Raw genomic sequence first — 16,193 nt, 5'->3', positions numbered from 1 at the left:
ATGTGTTCCTGTCCGCCGCCCGCGGCCTGTGTCCTGTCGCTTGGCTCCGCGCCTGCCCATGCCGACGACTATGATGCAACCCTCAAGGACATACAGTCGACCATGGGCGGCGTACCAAGCTTTGTAAAACAGTTTCCCAAAACCGGTCTGCCCGGTGCCTGGGCCGAGGTCAAGGCCATCGAGCTCAGCGACAAGACGGCGCTGCCGCCCAAGGTCAAATCGTTGATCTCCTTGGCCGTGGCGGCGCAGATTCCTTGCACCTACTGCATCTGGTCGGACACACAGGACGCCAAGCGCGCCGGCGCTACCAACGAGGAGATCCAGGAAGCCGTGGCGATGGCGGCGCTGACTCGCCACTGGAGCACTATCTTCAACGGCATGCAGGTCGATTTCGACACATTCAAGAAGGAAATGGGCGGGCAGTAAGCCGCTTACGGTCCCGAACGAGCGACCGTTTTGTCATTGTCCTGCCAGGGACCGCCGGCAGCCGCGAGCCGTCCCCTGGCACCAGCCATTTTACCCCGGCCACTCTGGCGGCTGCTCGTCGAGCACCATGATGGGGTCAAGCTTGTGGATTCGGATGATTTGCTGATCTATAGGATCACCCACCGAGAGATCCGCGACCGTCTCAGGCCGGCGGGTCCTGGACAGGTGGCGCCAACGGTCGACGGCCGCATTCGCCCGACGGCAAGGCAGCGGGCCGCATGACGCCGTGAATACTCGCGCACCACGCGGACGCTGCCGCGGAACGCGGCGGTGAAAGCCAACGGAGAATTGGTTGAAAAGAGTGATCTCGATAGTCGTGACACTGGCGCTGCTGGCCTGGCTCGTCAGCGACTCCCGCTGGAAGATGGTCGGCGATGCCTTCAGCAGCATCACGCCTGGTTCGTTCGTGACTGTCACGCTCGCTCTGTTCGTTACCTATGTCTTGCGGGCGCTGCGCGTCTGCGATGAATTCCGCGACGAGGTGAATGGCCGTTTCGGAGCCTGCCTGCGCGTCATTCTGATCCACAATGCGATGATCAACGTCGTACCCTTCCGGGGCGGCGAGACGGCCTTTCCCTTGCTCCTGCGCCAGGTCTTCGGCGTGCCGATCATGCGCGCCAGCGCCTCGCTGCTGTGGTTCAGGCTGCAGGACGCTTTCGTCGTCGGCGTGCTGGCCCTGGCGGTGTGGCCGGGCCTGCATGCGGCGATAAGGATCGCTGGGATCGCCGCCTTGATCGCTGCCGCTTGGTACCTGCCGCGCTGGGCGCGCGCGCCGCACGACTGGGCCGGGCGCGGCAGGATCGTGTCGAAGCTAGGCCTGCTTCGCGACACCTTCACCGAGGCGACCGGGCGCTCGCGTTACGGCTGGTGGTGGACGATCGCCAACTGGTCGCTAAAGCTCGCCGTGCAGGGATGGCTGCTGGCCCTGATACTGGGAACATCCTTCACGACGGCCTTTCCTGGCGTCGTCGGGGCCGAAGGCGCCGCGATATTGCCGGTGCAAGGCGTCGCCGGCTTCGGCACTTATGAAGCGGGAGCGGCGGCAGCGCTGCTCACGTCCGGAATCGCGATGAAGAGTGGTCTGCAGGCGGCACTGGCGCTGCACCTGTTCATCTTCTGCTCGGCTATCGCTACCGGCGCTATAGCCTGGCTGTTTCCCTCGAAATCGACGCTGCCAGGGACTCCGGCCGTCGGACCTGCAAGGAAGCCATCCCAATGAACATATTGCCTATCCCTGCTTCGGGGCTGCCTGACGGCGCGGTGATGCCGGACCATACGCTGTCCATCGTCGTGCCCATGTACAACGAGGCCGAAAACGTCGAGCCGCTGCTGACACGGATACACCAAGCGATGGAACGCTACGAGCAGCCGTGGGAGGTCGTGCTGGTCGATGACGGCAGCACAGACGCGACGGTGAGCGAGATCAGGCGCCTGGCTGCGCACTACGGCCCGCATGTGCATGCGGTCGAACTCGTGCGCAATTACAGGCAGACCGCCGCGATGCAGGCCGGCATCGACGCGGCGCGCGGCGATGTCATCGCCACCATCGACGGCGACCTGCAAAATGATCCCTTCGACATCCCGCGCATGGTCTACCGCCTGCTGAGCGAGGATCTCGATTTGGTGGTCGGCTGGCGCAAGGACCGCCAGGAGGGGCTTTTGATGCGCAGACTCCCTTCACGTATCGCCAATGCGCTGATTGCGCGCGTCACCGGCGTGCGCCTCAAGGACTATGGCTGCAGCCTCAAGGTCTATCGCGGCAGCGTCATCCGCAGCGTCAAGCTCTATGGCGAGATGCACCGCTTCATCCCGGCATGGCTGGCTACCGTGACCACCCCCAGACGCATCGCGCAGGAGGTTGTGACGCATCATGCCCGCATCCACGGCCAGTCCAAATACGGCATTTCGCGCACCTTCAGGGTCGTGCTCGATCTGGTGTTCATGTATTTCTTCATGCGCTATCGCACAAGGCCCGGACATTTCTTCGGCGGCATCGGCATCGCGCTCGGCGCGCTGGGTTCGCTCATACTTGCCTATCTGCTTTGCCTGAAGCTGTTTTTCGCGCAAGACATCGGAACACGGCCGATGCTGTTCACTGGCTTCTTTCTGCTGATAGCTGGAGTGCAGATGGTGACGTCGGGCGTGCTGGCGGAAATGCTGGCCCGCGTCTATCACGAGGCCAACGGATCATCGGCCTATGTCGCGCGTCCACGGCCGACGCCCGGCGACGATGACGGCTGGCTCCGCCCGAGCCGACCTTCATGAGGAGATCGGAACGCCATGGATATTCCATGGCCCCGAGCCCATGGCGATCGAAGGGCAAGAGATAGGGCGCAACTCTGCGCCCACCTATCGACGCTGCCTCTGGCCTATGCCCAGCAGCGCGGGCGCTCGCTGTTAATCACGATCGAGCCGTGGACCTGGTCGAAGGACTGGCCGCATCACCCCGCCCCGAGTTGGGTGCAGGAAATGGTAGACAAGAACGGTGGATTCACCTGGGCCAACAGGGCACCCAAGGACTGGATTTCGCTTACAAGCGCGAAGTCGATGTCTGCCGCAAGGCTGGTTGCCCCTTCGCCTGCTCCGTTCTTGTTTTTGCATCGCCAGACCGGCAAGGCGATCCACAAGCGCAAGTCGCCTGATGGCGAGTGGCACGTTTTCAGGAGCTCGCATCGGAACCGGTCGGACGAGTCCATGAAGTTGAATACGGCGACTACGTCACCCGGAAACAGAACCGGATCAGGGCAAGGCTTTAGAACTGTCATGCGAAAGCCGCCGGGCTGGAGCTGTTGTTCGTTTCTCGCTTCGTTCTTGTGCAATTCGCCACGCGAAGCGCTGCGCGCTTTTCCCGGGATAGGTCCACACTTTCCGTGGGTTGCCCTACGCCTTGCGCTCCCAGCGGCGGTCCGCGGTTTGCTGCCAGTAGGTCACGGCGTGGCCCGCGTCCTTCATCGTCTTCCAATGCGCCCGGGCCATCTCGACCTGGGCCGCGTCATGGCCGTCGAACAGGAACACCGCACGCTCATAGCCGCCGAGGTCGGGCGGCGCCGCGCCGTCTATGAGGAACCTGATCTTGGCTTGGTTGGGATTGCCGTCGCCGGTGGTCAACAGGATTGGCTGTTCACCGGGGTAAGCTTCGCGATCGGTCGCGTGCGCCAGGAAGGAATCGTCGCGGAAAGTCCACAGATGCTGGTCAAGCGCGTCGCGCCGCTCCTCGGTGCCGGTCTGCACCACGGCGCGCCAGCCGCGATCGACACTGCGCTCGAGCAGGCCCGGCAGCGCATCCTCCAACGTCGATTCGGTCAGATGGTAGAACAGCACATCGGCCATGGATGAACGTCAGCTCTCGTAGTGATCACGCACCAGCCGGTCCAGCAGCCGAACACCGAAACCCGAACCCCAGGACTGGTTGATCTCGTTCAACGGCGAGCCCATCGCGGTCCCGGCAATATCGAGATGCGCCCAGGGCGTGTCCTTGACAAAGCGCTGCAGGAACTGCGCGGCAATGATCGCGCCGCCGTAGCGGCCGCCGATGTTCTTCATGTCGGCGTTCTTGGAATCGATCAGCTTGTCGTATTCGGCGCCGAGCGGCATGCGCCACAGCCGTTCCTGCGTTGAGTGTCCGGCCGCGGTCAGCCTTTGCGCCAGTTCGTCGTCATTGGAGAACAGGCCGGCATAATGCAGGCCGAGCGCAACCATGATGGCGCCGGTCAGCGTTGCCAGGTTGACCATGAATTTTGGCTGGAAGCGGTCGTTGCAGTACCACAGCGCGTCGGCCAGAACGAGGCGCCCCTCGGCGTCGGTGTTGAGCACCTCGATGGTCTGTCCCGACATGGAGGTGACGATATCGCCGGGGCGCTGGGCATGACCGTCGACGGCGTTTTCGACAAGACCGATGATGCCGACGACATTGGCCTTGGCCTTGCGCGCGGCGAGCGCATGCATCAACCCGGTCACGGCGGCAGCCCCGCCCATGTCGCCCTTCATATCCTCCATGCCCGAGGCCGGCTTGATCGAATTGCCTCCGGTGTCGAATGTGACACCCTTGCCGACGAAGGCGACAGGCCTGTCCTTGGGCTTGCCACCGTTCCACTGCATGACAGCCATGCGGGCGCCTCGGGGCGAGCCTTGCGCGACGCCCAGCAGCGAGCCCATGCCAAGCTTCTTCATCTCCTTCTCGGTCAGGATCTCGACCTTGACGCCGAGCGCCTCGAGTTCCTTGGCGCGGGCGGCGAACTCGACAGGTCCCAGCACGTTTGCCGGTTCGTTGACGAGATCGCGCGCCAGAAGCACACCGTCGATCACCGCCTCGGCATCGGCGAAAGCTTTCTTGGCGCCTGCAGGATCGGCGGTATGAATGGTCACCTTGACGGGCCTTTTCGGGTCGGCCTTACCGCTCCCTTGGCCGCTCCCTTGGCCGCTCCCTTGACCGCCCCCCTGTCCGTCGTCCTTATCCTTCCTGGTCTTGTACTTGTCGAAGGAATAGCTGCGCAAAAGAATGCCCGCCGCGAGGTTCGCGGCGTCCTTGCCATCGGGCGAGGCGCCGGCAAGGTCGAGCACCACGGCCACGTCGGTTGCCTTGCGCAGCGATGCCGCAACGGTGCCGCCGAGCTTCAGCCAGGCATATTCGTCGAGCCCAGCGACCTCGCCGGCGCCGATCGCGACCAACCTGTCGAGCGACGTTGTTTGCGGCGCCAGGATTTCGACGATGCCGGCGAGCTTGCCGGTAAACTCGGCGATCGGGAAAGCCCGATCCAGCGTCTTGCCCGGATCGTAAGCCCTGGCCGCATCGCTCAGGCCGCCATTATCCGCCGACAGCACGAAGACCGTGCCCTTCCTGCTCGCCGCCGCCTGGGGCGCGGCGAATTTCGCAAAGGCGATCGACGGTCTCGGGTTCATCATGTCCTGCTTTCGGGATTGGGCGACTTTGCGCGAAGCGGTTTGAAGCGATCCGCGACATTTGGTCGTTTTCCTGCATTTGGCAAGACGTTGCCAAAATGGCTACCCATATGTGACGTGGAATCGAAGGCGATTCGTCGCGGCACGGCCCCGCTTCATGCCGCAACCTGTTGTTAACCATCGATGTTCGTCCTTTCTTATCCATTGCCGCCGACACTCCGACCCGCTGCGGCACGCGACGTGGGACGGGAACCGGATCGCCTGCCTGATGCAGCCCAACGGAGCCAGTTGTGCGGGCGTGGCCGGACAGCTACCCTTAGCGTGGTGGCATGATGCCGTTCGAGAAAATCGAGTAAAGCCTTCATGAAGGTCATTGAACGCTACATCATGCGCCGCACTTTCGTTGTCTTCATCGCAGCGCTGGTCTGGACGCTGGCCATCGTGTGGACGACGCAGGTGCTGGCCAAGATCAATCTGGTCACCGACAGCGGCCAGTCGGCTTTGACTTTCTTCGAGGTCGCGTCTCTCATTCTCCCGTCCATCGTTCCGATCGTCGTACCTTTCGCGCTCGTGGTGGCGGTCGCGCAGACACTCAGCGTGATGAATTCGGATTCGGAACTCGCGGTGGTCAATGCATCGGGTGCCTCGCGCTGGCTCATCGTGCGGCCGATCATGCTGCTGGCGCTGGCCGCCAGCGTCTTTTCGTTCGCCGTGGACAACGGCATCGACCCCTATGCACGACAAAAGAACCGCGCCCTGGTGGCGGAGTCGCGCGCCGACCTTTTGTCGCTGATCATTCAGGAAGGCACCTTCCGCAAGATCGAGGAAGGACTGTTCCTGCAGATTGGCGAGCGGCTTCCCGACAACCGGCTGGGTGGCATCTTCGTCGCCGATTCCCGTGAGGAAGGCGTCAATCTCGTCTATTATGCCAAGACCGGCAGCATCATCGAGCGGGGCGGCGAAAAGGTGTTGATGATGAATGACGGCGTCATCCATCGCAAGACGCTGACAGGCGACCTCAGTGTCATCCGGTTCACGTCCTATGCCTTCGACATGTCGGCCTTTATGTCGGCGGCCAACCAGGTAACGCTCCTGCCAAAGGACCAGACCACCCAGTACCTGCTCAATCCAAGCCCCAACGACAAGAACTACCAGCAAAGTCCGCAGGAGTACCGGGCGGAGGTCGACCAGCGGTTTTCGGAATGGACATACTCCATGGTTTTCGCACTGATCGCGCTCGCGGTCGCGGGAGACGCGCGTTCGCATCGCGAGGCGCGCGTCAATCCGCTGATCACCGCCATCGCGATATCGCTGTTCGTACGCTGGCTGGGATTCTTCGCCGCGAGCAAGGCCGACGAGGTGCCGCAATATTCCTATGTGGTCTATGGCATACCGATCGCGGCTTCCGCGGTGGCGATCTGGTTCATCGTGTCGAACAGGACCATGGAACTGCCGGTTGCCTGGGCGGACTGGATGACAAACCTGGCCGGCCGCATCGGTGAAGGGTGGAATGCCCTCAAGGCGCGTTTGTCCAGGCGCGACACCTCGGGCCAGGGAGTCGGCTGATGGGCTGGACGCTGGGCCGTTACTTCTTCTTCCGTTACGTGGCGATCACGATCTGGTTCTTCATCGGCCTTCTCGCGCTGGTATTCCTGATCGATTTCACGGAATTGTCGGGCCGCACCACCGGCCTGCCGGGCTTCACCTATGGGACGGCGATGGCCATTTCAGGCCTTCGAATGCCCATGATCATGCTGCAGACGGTGCCGTTTGTTGGCCTGTTCTCGGCGATGGCGACGCTGGTTTCGCTCAACCGACGTTACGAACTCGTCATCGCGCGGTCCGCGGGCGTTTCCGCCTGGCAGTTCCTTTTGCCGTGCTGTATCGGCGCATTGCTGTTCGGCGTCGTGTCGGTCGGGATCATCAACCCGCTTGCCGCCCACGCTTTCTCCTTGTCCGAACAGATCGAGACCGAGCTGCGCTCCGGCAAATCCAATACCATTTCAGCAGATGCCGCGCCCTGGATTCGCCAGAAAACCAGTTCCGGCGACACGATCATCGGCGCGCGGGCCATCCTCGACCAGGGCCTGGAGATGGCCGATGCCGTGTTTTTCATCCTCGACCAGCAAGGCAACATCGTCGAGCGCAAGGACGCCGCACGGGCCTACCTGCGCGACGGCTATTGGGAATTGCAGGATGTAAAGACCTTCAGGAACGGCACCATCCAGCCCGTCGCGAGCGATCGTGTGCCGACCAATCTGAAGCCGGAATTCGTGCAGGAGCGGCTGGCGCGCCCGGAGACAATTCCCTTCTATGACCTGCCCGGAAAAATCGAGGTTGCCCGTTCCTTCGGCCTCAAGGCAAATGCCTTTGCCATGCAGTTTGATTCGCTGGTGGCGTTGCCGTTCCTGCTCGTCGCCATGACGCTGATTGCTGCAACAGTTTCAATGCGGTTTGCGAGGATGGGACAATCGGCAACGATGATTCTGGGTGGCGTCGTTGCCGGGTTTCTGCTTTATGTCGTTTCGGTGCTGGTGAAGGCGTTCGGCGTGGCGGGGTTCGTGCCGACAGCCATAGCCGCCTGGGTGCCGGTCGTGGTAGCTATGTTCTTCGGGGTGACTTTCCTGCTATACAAGGAAGACGGCTAGTGAGGGAGGCGTTTTTGCCCAGCGACAGGCAGGCCCATTTGGCGCGCCTTTATGCGGCGAGCGCCTTGGCGTGCCTGCTTGCCTGCGGCGTCCCGCTGCCGGCCTTCGCGCAGGAGGTCGGCAACTTGGCGACCACCGTTCCATCCGGTTCGCAGATGCTGCTGGCCGCTGACACGCTGGAATACAACAACGACAACCAGACCGTGACCGCCGTCGGCGGCGTGCAGATCGACTATGGCGGCAACCGTCTCGTCGCCCAGAAGGTCGTCTACAACCGCAACACCAAGCGGATGGTTGCCAGCGGCAATGTCGAGATCGTCAACAGCGACGGCACCAAGATCAATTCGCAGCACATCGACATCACCGACGATTTCGCCGACGGTTTCGTCAACGCGCTGCGCGTTGAAACGGTCGACAAGGCCTATTTCGCCGCCGAAAGCGCCGAACGCATGGGCGGTGTGCTGACCACCTTCCACAATGGCGTCTACACCGCCTGCGAACCTTGCGAGGACAAGCCCGACAAGGCGCCGACATGGCGCGTCAAAGCCAGGAAGATCATCTGGAACGGTGAGAAGAAGACGGTTCGCTTCGAGAACGCGAATTTCGAGTTCTTCGGCTTTCCGCTGGCCTACCTGCCGGCGTTCGAGATCGCCGATCCCACAGTGAAGCGCAAGAGCGGCTTCCTGATCCCCAGCATCGGCTACAACAGCCATCTGGGGTACAGCGTCAAGGTTCCCTATTATTTCGCCCTTTCGCCGACATATGATCTGACTGTGACCGGAAGCGGTTACACCAAGCAGGGCTTCCTTGGCGAAGCCGAATGGCGCCAGCGCTTCAACAACGGCGAATACACATTTAAGGTCGCCGGGATCCAGCAGCAGAATCCGGACGACTTCCTCGACGGCGCCGCGTTCCCCTCGACCGCTGGCCACAATATCGATTCCGGTGCGGTGGGCGATCCGAACAAGTTCCGCGGCATGATGGGCACGCAAGGGCAGTTCGCCATCAACGAACGCTGGAATTTCGGCTGGGACGTGTTGCTGCAGACCGACAAGAACTTCTCGAATACCTACAACATCGCCAAGTACAATTCGTACGTCCATCAGTCCTCGGTCTACCTCACGGGCCTCAATGACCGAAATTATTTCGACGTGCGCGCCATGCATTTCGAGGTCCAGGAAGATACGCCCAACGACAATCCCGCCGCGCGAAGCGGTCAGCAGCCCTGGGTGCTGCCCTCGCTCGACTATGCCTATATCCCCGACACATCGGTCGCCGGCGGCCAGTTGTCGCTCAACGTCAATACGCGCGTCATCCGCCGCGAAGATCTCGACGAGGCTTTCAACACGCCATACGACTCTTCTACGTTTGCGCAGCGCGTGCGCGGTATCGAAGGCGAGTCCGGCCGCCTCACCGCTGAGGCGGAGTGGAAACGGAGCTTCGTCACCGATGACGGGCTGGTGTTGACACCGCTGCTGGCATTCCAGGGCGACGTTGACTACGTCCGAGCTTCATCAGCTTCGCTCGCGGCCATTCAGGAGATGGCCGCCAACCCTGTGATAAATACCAGCGAAGACATGCGCTCGTCCTTTGCCCGCTACATGGCGACTGCCGGGCTCGAGATGAGCTGGCCCCTGTTGTTCTCGCTGGCCAGCGGGTCGAGCCACGTTGTCGAGCCGATGGCGCAGGTGTTCCTGCGTCCGAACGAACAGTATGTCGGCGGCCTCTCCGTTCCGAACGAAGACGCGCAGAGCATGGTTTTCGATGCGACCACGCTGTTCGAGCGCGACAAGTTCTCCGGTTATGACCGTATCGAGGGTGGCTCGCGTGCCAATGTCGGGCTGCGCTATTCCGGCTCCTACATCAATGGCTGGGGCACCAATGCCATCTTCGGCCAATCCTATCAGATTGGCGGCGAGAACTCCTTCGCCGCACCCGACCTCGTCAATGTCGGCGCGAATTCAGGCCTTGAGACCACCAAGTCCGACTATGTCGGCCTGTTTGGCATAACCAGCCCCAATGGATTCGCGGCATCGGTGAGCGGCCGGTTCGACGAACAGAGCTTCGAGATCCGCCGCGCCGAGCTGAAAGCGGCCTATTCCGGCCTGCCGGTGTCGTTGAGCGCCAAGTATGCCTTCATCCAGGCCCAGCCGCTCTACGGTTTCACCAGCGACCGTCACGAGGTCACGCTCGGCGCATCCACGCATCTTGCCGAGAACTGGCGCGTGTTCGGGACAGGAACCTACGATTTGCAGGAGGGCCTGCTGGTCAAGGACGGGGTGGGCTTCGCCTACAACGATTCCTGCTTCACCTATCTGATGACGTACGCGCAGTCGCGTGACCTGAACACCAGGGAAGTGACGCAGAGCATCGGATTCAACCTCTCGTTCCGTACCCTCGGCGACTTCGGCTCGTCGAGCAACGGAGTCGACACCATCCAATAGGCGGCGACATCGTTTCGCCGCATAGGGCTGGCACGGATTCGCGCATCCGGAAGGGGACGGAACGGGCGGAGCCGGGAATAGAATTGGGATGCCAAGGATGAGGAAATACCTCTTTTCAGCAGGGTTCGCGTTGCTTGTGGCGGCGACATCCGTGTCGATGACCGTCATGACGCCGCCGGCTTTCGCCAGCGAGATCAAATACGTCGTCAACGACATACCGATCACCACCGGTGATATCGCCCATCGTGCCGCCTTCCTGAAGCTGCAGCGCAAAAAGGGTGATGCTGGCCAGGAAATGATCGACCAAACGCTGCGCCTCGCCGAGGCCAGGCGGCTTGGCATCCGCATCAACGATGCCCAGGTCGAGGCCGCTTATCAGCGCTTTGCCACCAACAACAAAATGCAGCTCGGCCAACTCGACGGCGTCATGGAAAAATCCGGTGTCGGCAAGGATCATTTCAAGGAGTTCATCCGCGCCCAGATGGCCTGGAATCAGGCCCTGAGCGCGCGCTACCGTTCCGGCGAAGGCGGCAGCGTGACCGAACAGGACGCGGTGCGACGCATGCTCGACAAGGGCGGCGCCAAGCCGAGCGCCATGGAATACATGCTGCAGCAGGTCATCTTCGTCGTGCCCGCGGCCGAACGCAGCGCGACGCTGGCCAAGCGCAAGCGCGAGGCCGACGCCATGCGCGCTCGCTTCAACGGCTGCAACACGACGCGCGAGTTCGCCAAGGGCCTGATCGACGTCACGGTTCGTGATCTCGGCCGGATTCTGGCACCGCAACTGCCGCCAGACTGGGCCGAGCAGATCAAAGCGACCAAGGTCGGCGGCGCCACCGTTACGCGCGAGACCGAACGCGGCGTCGAATTCATCGGCATTTGCTCTTCGCGCGAAGTGTCCGACGACAAGACCGCCCAGATGGTGTTCCAGAGCGAAGGTTCCAACGACAAGGCCGCAGACGATCTCAGCAAGAAATATGTCGACGAGCTGAAGGCCAAAGCCCGCATCGTCAAGCGCTGACGTGGGTAGCGCGATGACCGCGCTGGCGTTGAGTGTCGGCGACCCATCCGGTATCGGCCCTGAAATAGCCATCGCCGCCTTCCTTGCGCGTGACGATGTCGGCTTGCCCCCCTTCTATCTGCTGGCCGACCCGGCTGCGGTCGCCACACGCGCGCGCCACCTCGGCGTTTTGCTGCCCGTCGAGGAGGTGACGCCGGTGCAGGCGACCGAGGTCTTTGGCCACGCCTTGCCGGTCGTTCCGCTGACGGCCCGCTTCATCGACAGCCCCGGCCGGCCGGACCCGGCCAATGCGGCCGGCATCGTCGAAGCGATCGACCGAGCGGTCGCCGCCTGCCTTGCCGGTGAGGCCGCCGCCGTCGTGACCTGCCCGATTGCCAAGAAGCCGCTCTACGATGCGGGCTTCCTTTTTCCCGGCCACACCGAATATCTGGCGCATCTCGCGGCTCGGCACAGCGGCGTCGAGGCGATGCCGGTGATGATGCTGGCAGGCCCGGACCTGCGCACGGTTCCCGTCACCATCCACATCGCCCTGGCNGGCTCGCCATTGCCGGCCTCAATCCGCATGCCGGCGAAGGCGGCTCCATGGGCACGGAAGACGAGCATGTCGTGCGCCCGGCGGTCGACATCCTGCGCGCCGAAGGCATCGATGCTTTCGGCCCCCTGCCCGCCGACACGCTGTTCCATGCCCGGGCGCGAGCAGGCTACGACGCGGCACTTTGCATGTATCACGATCAGGCCTTGATCCCGGCCAAGGCGCTGGCCTTCGACGACGCGGTCAACGTCACGCTGGGGCTGCCCTTCATCCGCACCTCGCCCGACCACGGCACCGCCTTCGAAATCGCCGGCAAGGGCATTGCGCGGCCCGACAGCCTGATCGCGGCGCTGAAGCTCGCCAGAAAACTCGCCGACACCGACGCGAAGGCCGGGGCCTGATGAGCATCGATGGGCTGCCGCCGCTGCGCGACGTCATCGAGCGTCATGGACTGCAGGCGAAAAAGGCGCTTGGGCAGAACTTCCTGCTCGACCTGAATTTGACAGGCAAGATCGCGCGCAGCGCCGGCGACCTGACAAATGCCACGGTGATCGAGGTCGGGCCTGGGCCCGGAGGGCTGACGAGGGCGCTGCTTTCCAACGGCGCCCGCCGGGTCGTCGCCATAGAACGCGACGAACGCTGCCTGGCAGCGCTTGCCGAAATCTCGGCTCATTACCCCGGCCGGCTGGAGGTGATTTCGGGCGACGCGCTGAAGACCGACTTCGCCGCCCTCGCCGCGGCGGCTGGAGACAATGGGCAAGTGCGGATCGTGGCCAATCTGCCCTACAACATTGGCACGGAACTGCTGGTCCGATGGCTGACGGTCACGGACTGGCCGCCGTTCTATGCCTCGATGACTTTGATGTTCCAGCGCGAGGTCGCCCAGCGCATCGTCGCAGCGCCCGACAGCGACGCCTATGGCAGGCTGAGTGTGCTCGCCGGCTGGCGCACGCAGGCCAGGATCGCCTTCGACGTGCCGCCTCAGGCCTTCACGCCACCGCCCAAGGTCACCTCTTCGGTGGTGCATCTCGAACCCCGCGCGACACCCCTGCCCGCCGATGTGAAGAAACTCGGTCGGGTCACGGAAGCCGCCTTCGGCCAACGCCGAAAGATGTTGCGGCAAAGCGTGAAAAGCCTTGGCGGCGAGGCCTTGCTCGAACGAGTGGGGATCGACCCGACACGACGCGCCGAAACGCTTAGCGTCGAGGAGTTCGTGCGGTTGACCAATGCGGTTTAGCTCTCTCCTCCCCGCTCACGCAGGGCTGTCTGGAGAGAAGGAAAAAAGCGGTCAATCCGTCTTCTCGTCCAGCAAGCCCGATACGAAATCGAAAAGACCCGGCCGGCGGTCGCGGCGCAGCCGCTCGGCCACGACGATGCCGCGCACTTCAGCGAAAGCACGGTCTAGATCGTCGTTGACGATGACGAAGTCATATTCCTTCCAGTGCTCGATCTCGTTGCGGGCGTTCTTGAGCCGCGTCTCGATCACTGCTTCCTGATCCTCGGCGCGGCGCTTCAGCCGAGCCTTCAATTCCTTCATCGACGGAGGCAGGATGAAGATCGAGACGATGTCGGCGCGCATCTTCTCCTTGAGCTGCTGGGCGCCCTGCCAGTCGATGTCGAACAGCATGTCGCGTCCCTGCGCCAGCGCCAGTTCGGCAGGCTCGCGCGGCGTCGCATAGCAATTCCCATGCACTTCGGCCCACTCGAGCAGCGCGTCGGAATCACGCAGCCGCTCGAATTCGCGCATCGTGCGGAAATGGTAGTGAACGCCCTCGATTTCCGAGCCGCGGCGAGGCCTTGTGGTGACCGAGACCGACAGTTCGAGGCTGGAATCGCTCTCCAGAAGGTTGCGCGCGATCGTCGACTTGCCGGCACCCGATGGTGACGACAGGACGAGCATCAAGCCCCGGCGGCGGATGCGGGATCCCAAATCCCTGGCAACCATCGGTTCCTTGGCAACCATCGGCTACTCCAGATTCTGGACCTGTTCACGAAACTGGTCGACGACCGCCTTCAGTTCCAGCCCGATCGCGGTGACGGCGGCGGCATTCGACTTCGAACACAGCGTATTCGATTCACGGTTAAATTCTTGTGCCAGAAAATCGAGCTTGCGGCCAACGGCGCCGCCGCCCTCGAGCAGGGCCCGGCCAGACGCGACGTGCGTTTTCAGCCGGTCGATTTCTTCGCGAATATCGGCCTTGGTGGCAAGAAACGCCGCCTCCATGTGCAATCGGCTTGCATCCAGATTGGCGGATGCGTCCATCAACAGCCTGACCTGCTCGGCGATGCGTTCGCGGATCGCCACCGTCTCGCGCGACGGGTCCGCTTCCGCGCGCAGCGTCAGTGTCTCGATGGTGTCGATATGACCTGACAACAGCAGGGCCAGTGCGGCACCTTCGCCCTGCCGGGCCTGTTCCAGGCCGTTCAGCGCCACGTCGAGCGCGGCCATGATGGCGGTGTCGAGCGCGGCCCGCGCCTCGTCGGTTTCGATGGTTTCGGGAACGTCGAGCACACCACGCAGCGACAGCAATCCGTCAGCCGTCGCGGGCGCAACGCCGAACTGTTCCTGCAATCGCTTGGCCAGGCCGGCGAGATCTTTCAGAAACACCTCGTTGACCACTGGTTGCGCCTGGGCGCCGGCGGCACGGCCGATGGTCAGCGTCGCCTGGAAGTTGCCGCGCGCGAAACGCTTCTGCAGCGTTTGCCGAAGCACAGGCTCCAACCGCTCGAACCCCTGAGGCAGCCGCAACCGCACCTCAACGCTCTTGCCGTTGACGGATTTGACTTCCCAGGCAATGGAGGTGCCGTCATGCTCGGCGACGGCGCGCGCAAAACCGGTCATGCTCTGCAAATTCATGTCGCCTGCACATCCCTGGCGCCTCACCCCGAAACCGGTTTTCCGGAGGGACAAGTGCGGCTTAAAATGATCACTCCGCGAATACGTCGAAATCGGACGCCTGGCGTTCCTTCAAATGTCAGGCCGCCGCCTTCCAGGCAACGCTTTTCTTCGCCTTACTGGGCCGCGCCCGCATCACCGCCCGCATCGCCATTGTCGCCATCGGTGCCGCTGTCAATGGCAGGCCTGTCGTCAGCAGGCTTGTCGTCAGCAGGCTTGTCGGCACTGCCGCCGGTACCGGCGGCAGCAGCAGCCTTGGCTGCCTCATCGGCCTGCTTCTTCTGCAGCGCGCGATAGCGGGCGACGTTTTCATTATGCTCGTTCAGTGTCGAGGCAAAGACATGACCGCCCGTGCCGTCGGCGACAAAATAGAGATCTTCGGTCTTCGACGGATTGGCCACGGCCTCAAGGGCCGCGCGGCCCGGATTGGCGATCGGTGTCGGCGGCAAGCCGCTGATCACATAGGTGTTGTAAGGCGTCTGCTTCTGGATGTCGGACTGATAGATCGGGCGATCCGCCGGCTTGCCCTTGCCGCCAAACAGACCGTAGATGATGGTCGGATCGGACTGTAGACGCATGCCCTTGGCCAACCGGTTCAGGAAGACGGCGGCCACGCGTGAGCGTTCATCGCCCTTGCCGGTTTCCTTCTCGACGATCGAGGCCAGGGTGACAAAGTCCTCGACACTGGCCAGGGGCAGATCCGGCGCGCGCCGCTGCCACACCTCATCGACCAGTTTCTTCTGATCGGCGAGCAGCTTGTCGACCATCTGCTGACGCGTTGCGCCACGCGTGAAGCGTAGCGTGTCGGTGGCAAGGCTGCCCTCGGGGGGCGTCTTCGCCGGCATATCGCCGCTCAAAGCGGGTTCGTCGGCGATGCGCTGCAAGGCCTGCTCGACCGTCAGCCCCTCGGGAATAGTCAGCGAATACATCACCGACTTGCCGCTCTTCAGCAGTTCCATGATGTCGCGCATGGATGCCCTGGGCTTGATCTCGTACTCACCGGCCTTGAGCGCGGAATCGTTGCCGAAGGCACGCACGCCGAGGCGGAACACGCGGGCGTCGCTGATCAGTCCGCGGCGCTCGAGTTGGTCGGCAATGTCCTGGACCCCGGTGCTGGGCTTGACAAGGAAAGTGTCGCCATTAGCGGATGGGCCGGGTTCGGTAAATTCCTGCTTGCCGAAATAGAGGGCCACGCCCGCCGCCAGAACCATCAGCATCACCGCGGAGAGGACGAAGTTCATGAACACGACGACCTGGCTGCGCGAAG

General features: G+C 62.8%; 12 protein-coding genes and 3 pseudogenes. 10 read left to right on the top strand and 5 right to left on the bottom strand.

Going from position 1 to position 16,193, the window contains the following annotated elements; translation table 11 throughout:
- Positions 1 to 102 precede the first annotated feature (102 nt).
- The 4 genes and pseudogenes from X742_RS0137430 to X742_RS1000000176745 all read left to right on the top strand — a co-directional run.
- Positions 103 to 426: a carboxymuconolactone decarboxylase family protein gene (locus X742_RS0137430; RefSeq protein ID WP_245275574.1), complete on the top strand. Its 324-nt coding sequence runs from the start codon at positions 103 to 105 to the stop codon at positions 424 to 426.
- A gap of 361 nt (positions 427 to 787) precedes the next feature.
- Positions 788 to 1,705 (top strand): lysylphosphatidylglycerol synthase domain-containing protein, encoded by a 918-nt coding sequence (locus X742_RS149665; RefSeq protein WP_245275579.1) that lies wholly within the window; start codon positions 788 to 790, stop codon positions 1,703 to 1,705.
- A gap of 44 nt (positions 1,706 to 1,749) precedes the next feature.
- Complete coding sequence (locus X742_RS149670) at positions 1,750 to 2,751, top strand: glycosyltransferase family 2 protein (RefSeq protein ID WP_198019222.1); 1,002 nt, start codon at positions 1,750 to 1,752, stop codon at positions 2,749 to 2,751.
- A gap of 15 nt (positions 2,752 to 2,766) precedes the next feature.
- Positions 2,767 to 3,138 (top strand): annotated as a pseudogene (locus X742_RS1000000176745) (hypothetical protein); the annotation flags it as partial.
- Between the two features lie 228 nt (positions 3,139 to 3,366).
- Here X742_RS1000000176745 and X742_RS149680 read toward each other — a convergent pair.
- Both X742_RS149680 and X742_RS149685 read right to left on the bottom strand, forming a co-directional pair.
- Positions 3,367 to 3,816, bottom strand: a complete 450-nt coding sequence (locus X742_RS149680) for a DNA polymerase III subunit chi (protein ID WP_023773406.1) — start codon at positions 3,814 to 3,816, stop codon at positions 3,367 to 3,369.
- A 9-nt stretch (positions 3,817 to 3,825) separates the two neighbouring features.
- A complete protein-coding gene (locus X742_RS149685) occupies positions 3,826 to 5,385 on the bottom strand; it encodes a leucyl aminopeptidase (RefSeq protein WP_023773405.1) in 1,560 nt (519 codons plus the stop codon).
- Between the two features lie 363 nt (positions 5,386 to 5,748).
- On the opposite strand from X742_RS149685, the gene lptF reads away from it, so the two are divergent.
- The 6 genes and pseudogenes from lptF (at position 5,749) to rsmA (ending at position 13,267) form a co-directional block, all read left to right on the top strand.
- Complete coding sequence (gene lptF, locus X742_RS149690; protein ID WP_023773404.1) at positions 5,749 to 6,951, top strand: LPS export ABC transporter permease LptF; 1,203 nt, start codon at positions 5,749 to 5,751, stop codon at positions 6,949 to 6,951.
- Positions 6,948 to 8,033 carry an LPS export ABC transporter permease LptG gene (lptG, locus tag X742_RS149695; RefSeq protein WP_023773403.1) on the top strand — a complete coding sequence of 362 codons (1,086 nt, stop codon included), beginning with the start codon at positions 6,948 to 6,950 and terminating at the stop codon, positions 8,031 to 8,033. Before lptF ends, lptG begins: the two co-directional genes overlap by 4 nt.
- The gene (locus X742_RS149700; RefSeq protein WP_023773402.1) at positions 8,033 to 10,477 is read left to right on the top strand and encodes an LPS-assembly protein LptD; all 2,445 of its coding nucleotides are present in this window, start codon (positions 8,033 to 8,035) and stop codon (positions 10,475 to 10,477) included. The genes lptG and X742_RS149700 overlap by 1 nt, the downstream gene beginning before the upstream one ends.
- A gap of 88 nt (positions 10,478 to 10,565) precedes the next feature.
- Positions 10,566 to 11,498: a peptidylprolyl isomerase gene (locus tag X742_RS149705; protein ID WP_023773401.1), complete on the top strand. Its 933-nt coding sequence runs from the start codon at positions 10,566 to 10,568 to the stop codon at positions 11,496 to 11,498.
- 13 nt (positions 11,499 to 11,511) lie between these two features.
- Positions 11,512 to 12,431, top strand: a pseudogene (locus X742_RS01000000170315) (4-hydroxythreonine-4-phosphate dehydrogenase PdxA).
- Entirely contained in the window at positions 12,431 to 13,267 is an 837-nt protein-coding gene (rsmA, locus tag X742_RS149710) for a 16S rRNA (adenine(1518)-N(6)/adenine(1519)-N(6))-dimethyltransferase RsmA (RefSeq protein WP_023773400.1), read from the top strand. The pseudogene X742_RS01000000170315 and the gene rsmA overlap by 1 nt, the downstream one beginning before the upstream one ends.
- Positions 13,268 to 13,318: 51 nt before the next feature.
- On the opposite strand, the gene gmk is transcribed toward rsmA, so the two are convergent.
- From gmk to mltG, 3 genes and pseudogenes are all read right to left on the bottom strand, one after another.
- Complete coding sequence (gene gmk / locus X742_RS149715; RefSeq protein ID WP_023773399.1) at positions 13,319 to 13,975, bottom strand: guanylate kinase; 657 nt, start codon at positions 13,973 to 13,975, stop codon at positions 13,319 to 13,321.
- Positions 13,976 to 13,996: 21 nt separating this feature from the next.
- The gene (locus tag X742_RS149720) at positions 13,997 to 14,887 is read right to left on the bottom strand and encodes a YicC/YloC family endoribonuclease (RefSeq protein ID WP_023773398.1); all 891 of its coding nucleotides are present in this window, start codon (positions 14,885 to 14,887) and stop codon (positions 13,997 to 13,999) included.
- A 155-nt stretch (positions 14,888 to 15,042) separates the two neighbouring features.
- Positions 15,043 to 16,191, bottom strand: a pseudogene (gene mltG, locus X742_RS149725) (endolytic transglycosylase MltG); the annotation flags it as partial.
- Positions 16,192 to 16,193 lie beyond the last annotated feature (2 nt).

Origin of the sequence: Mesorhizobium sp. LNHC229A00 (genome assembly GCF_000502415.1) — a bacterium.
Classification (GTDB): domain Bacteria; phylum Pseudomonadota; class Alphaproteobacteria; order Rhizobiales; family Rhizobiaceae; genus Mesorhizobium.
The sequence above is the reverse complement of the archived record's forward strand: the minus strand, read 5'-3'. Positions and strand labels throughout refer to the sequence as shown.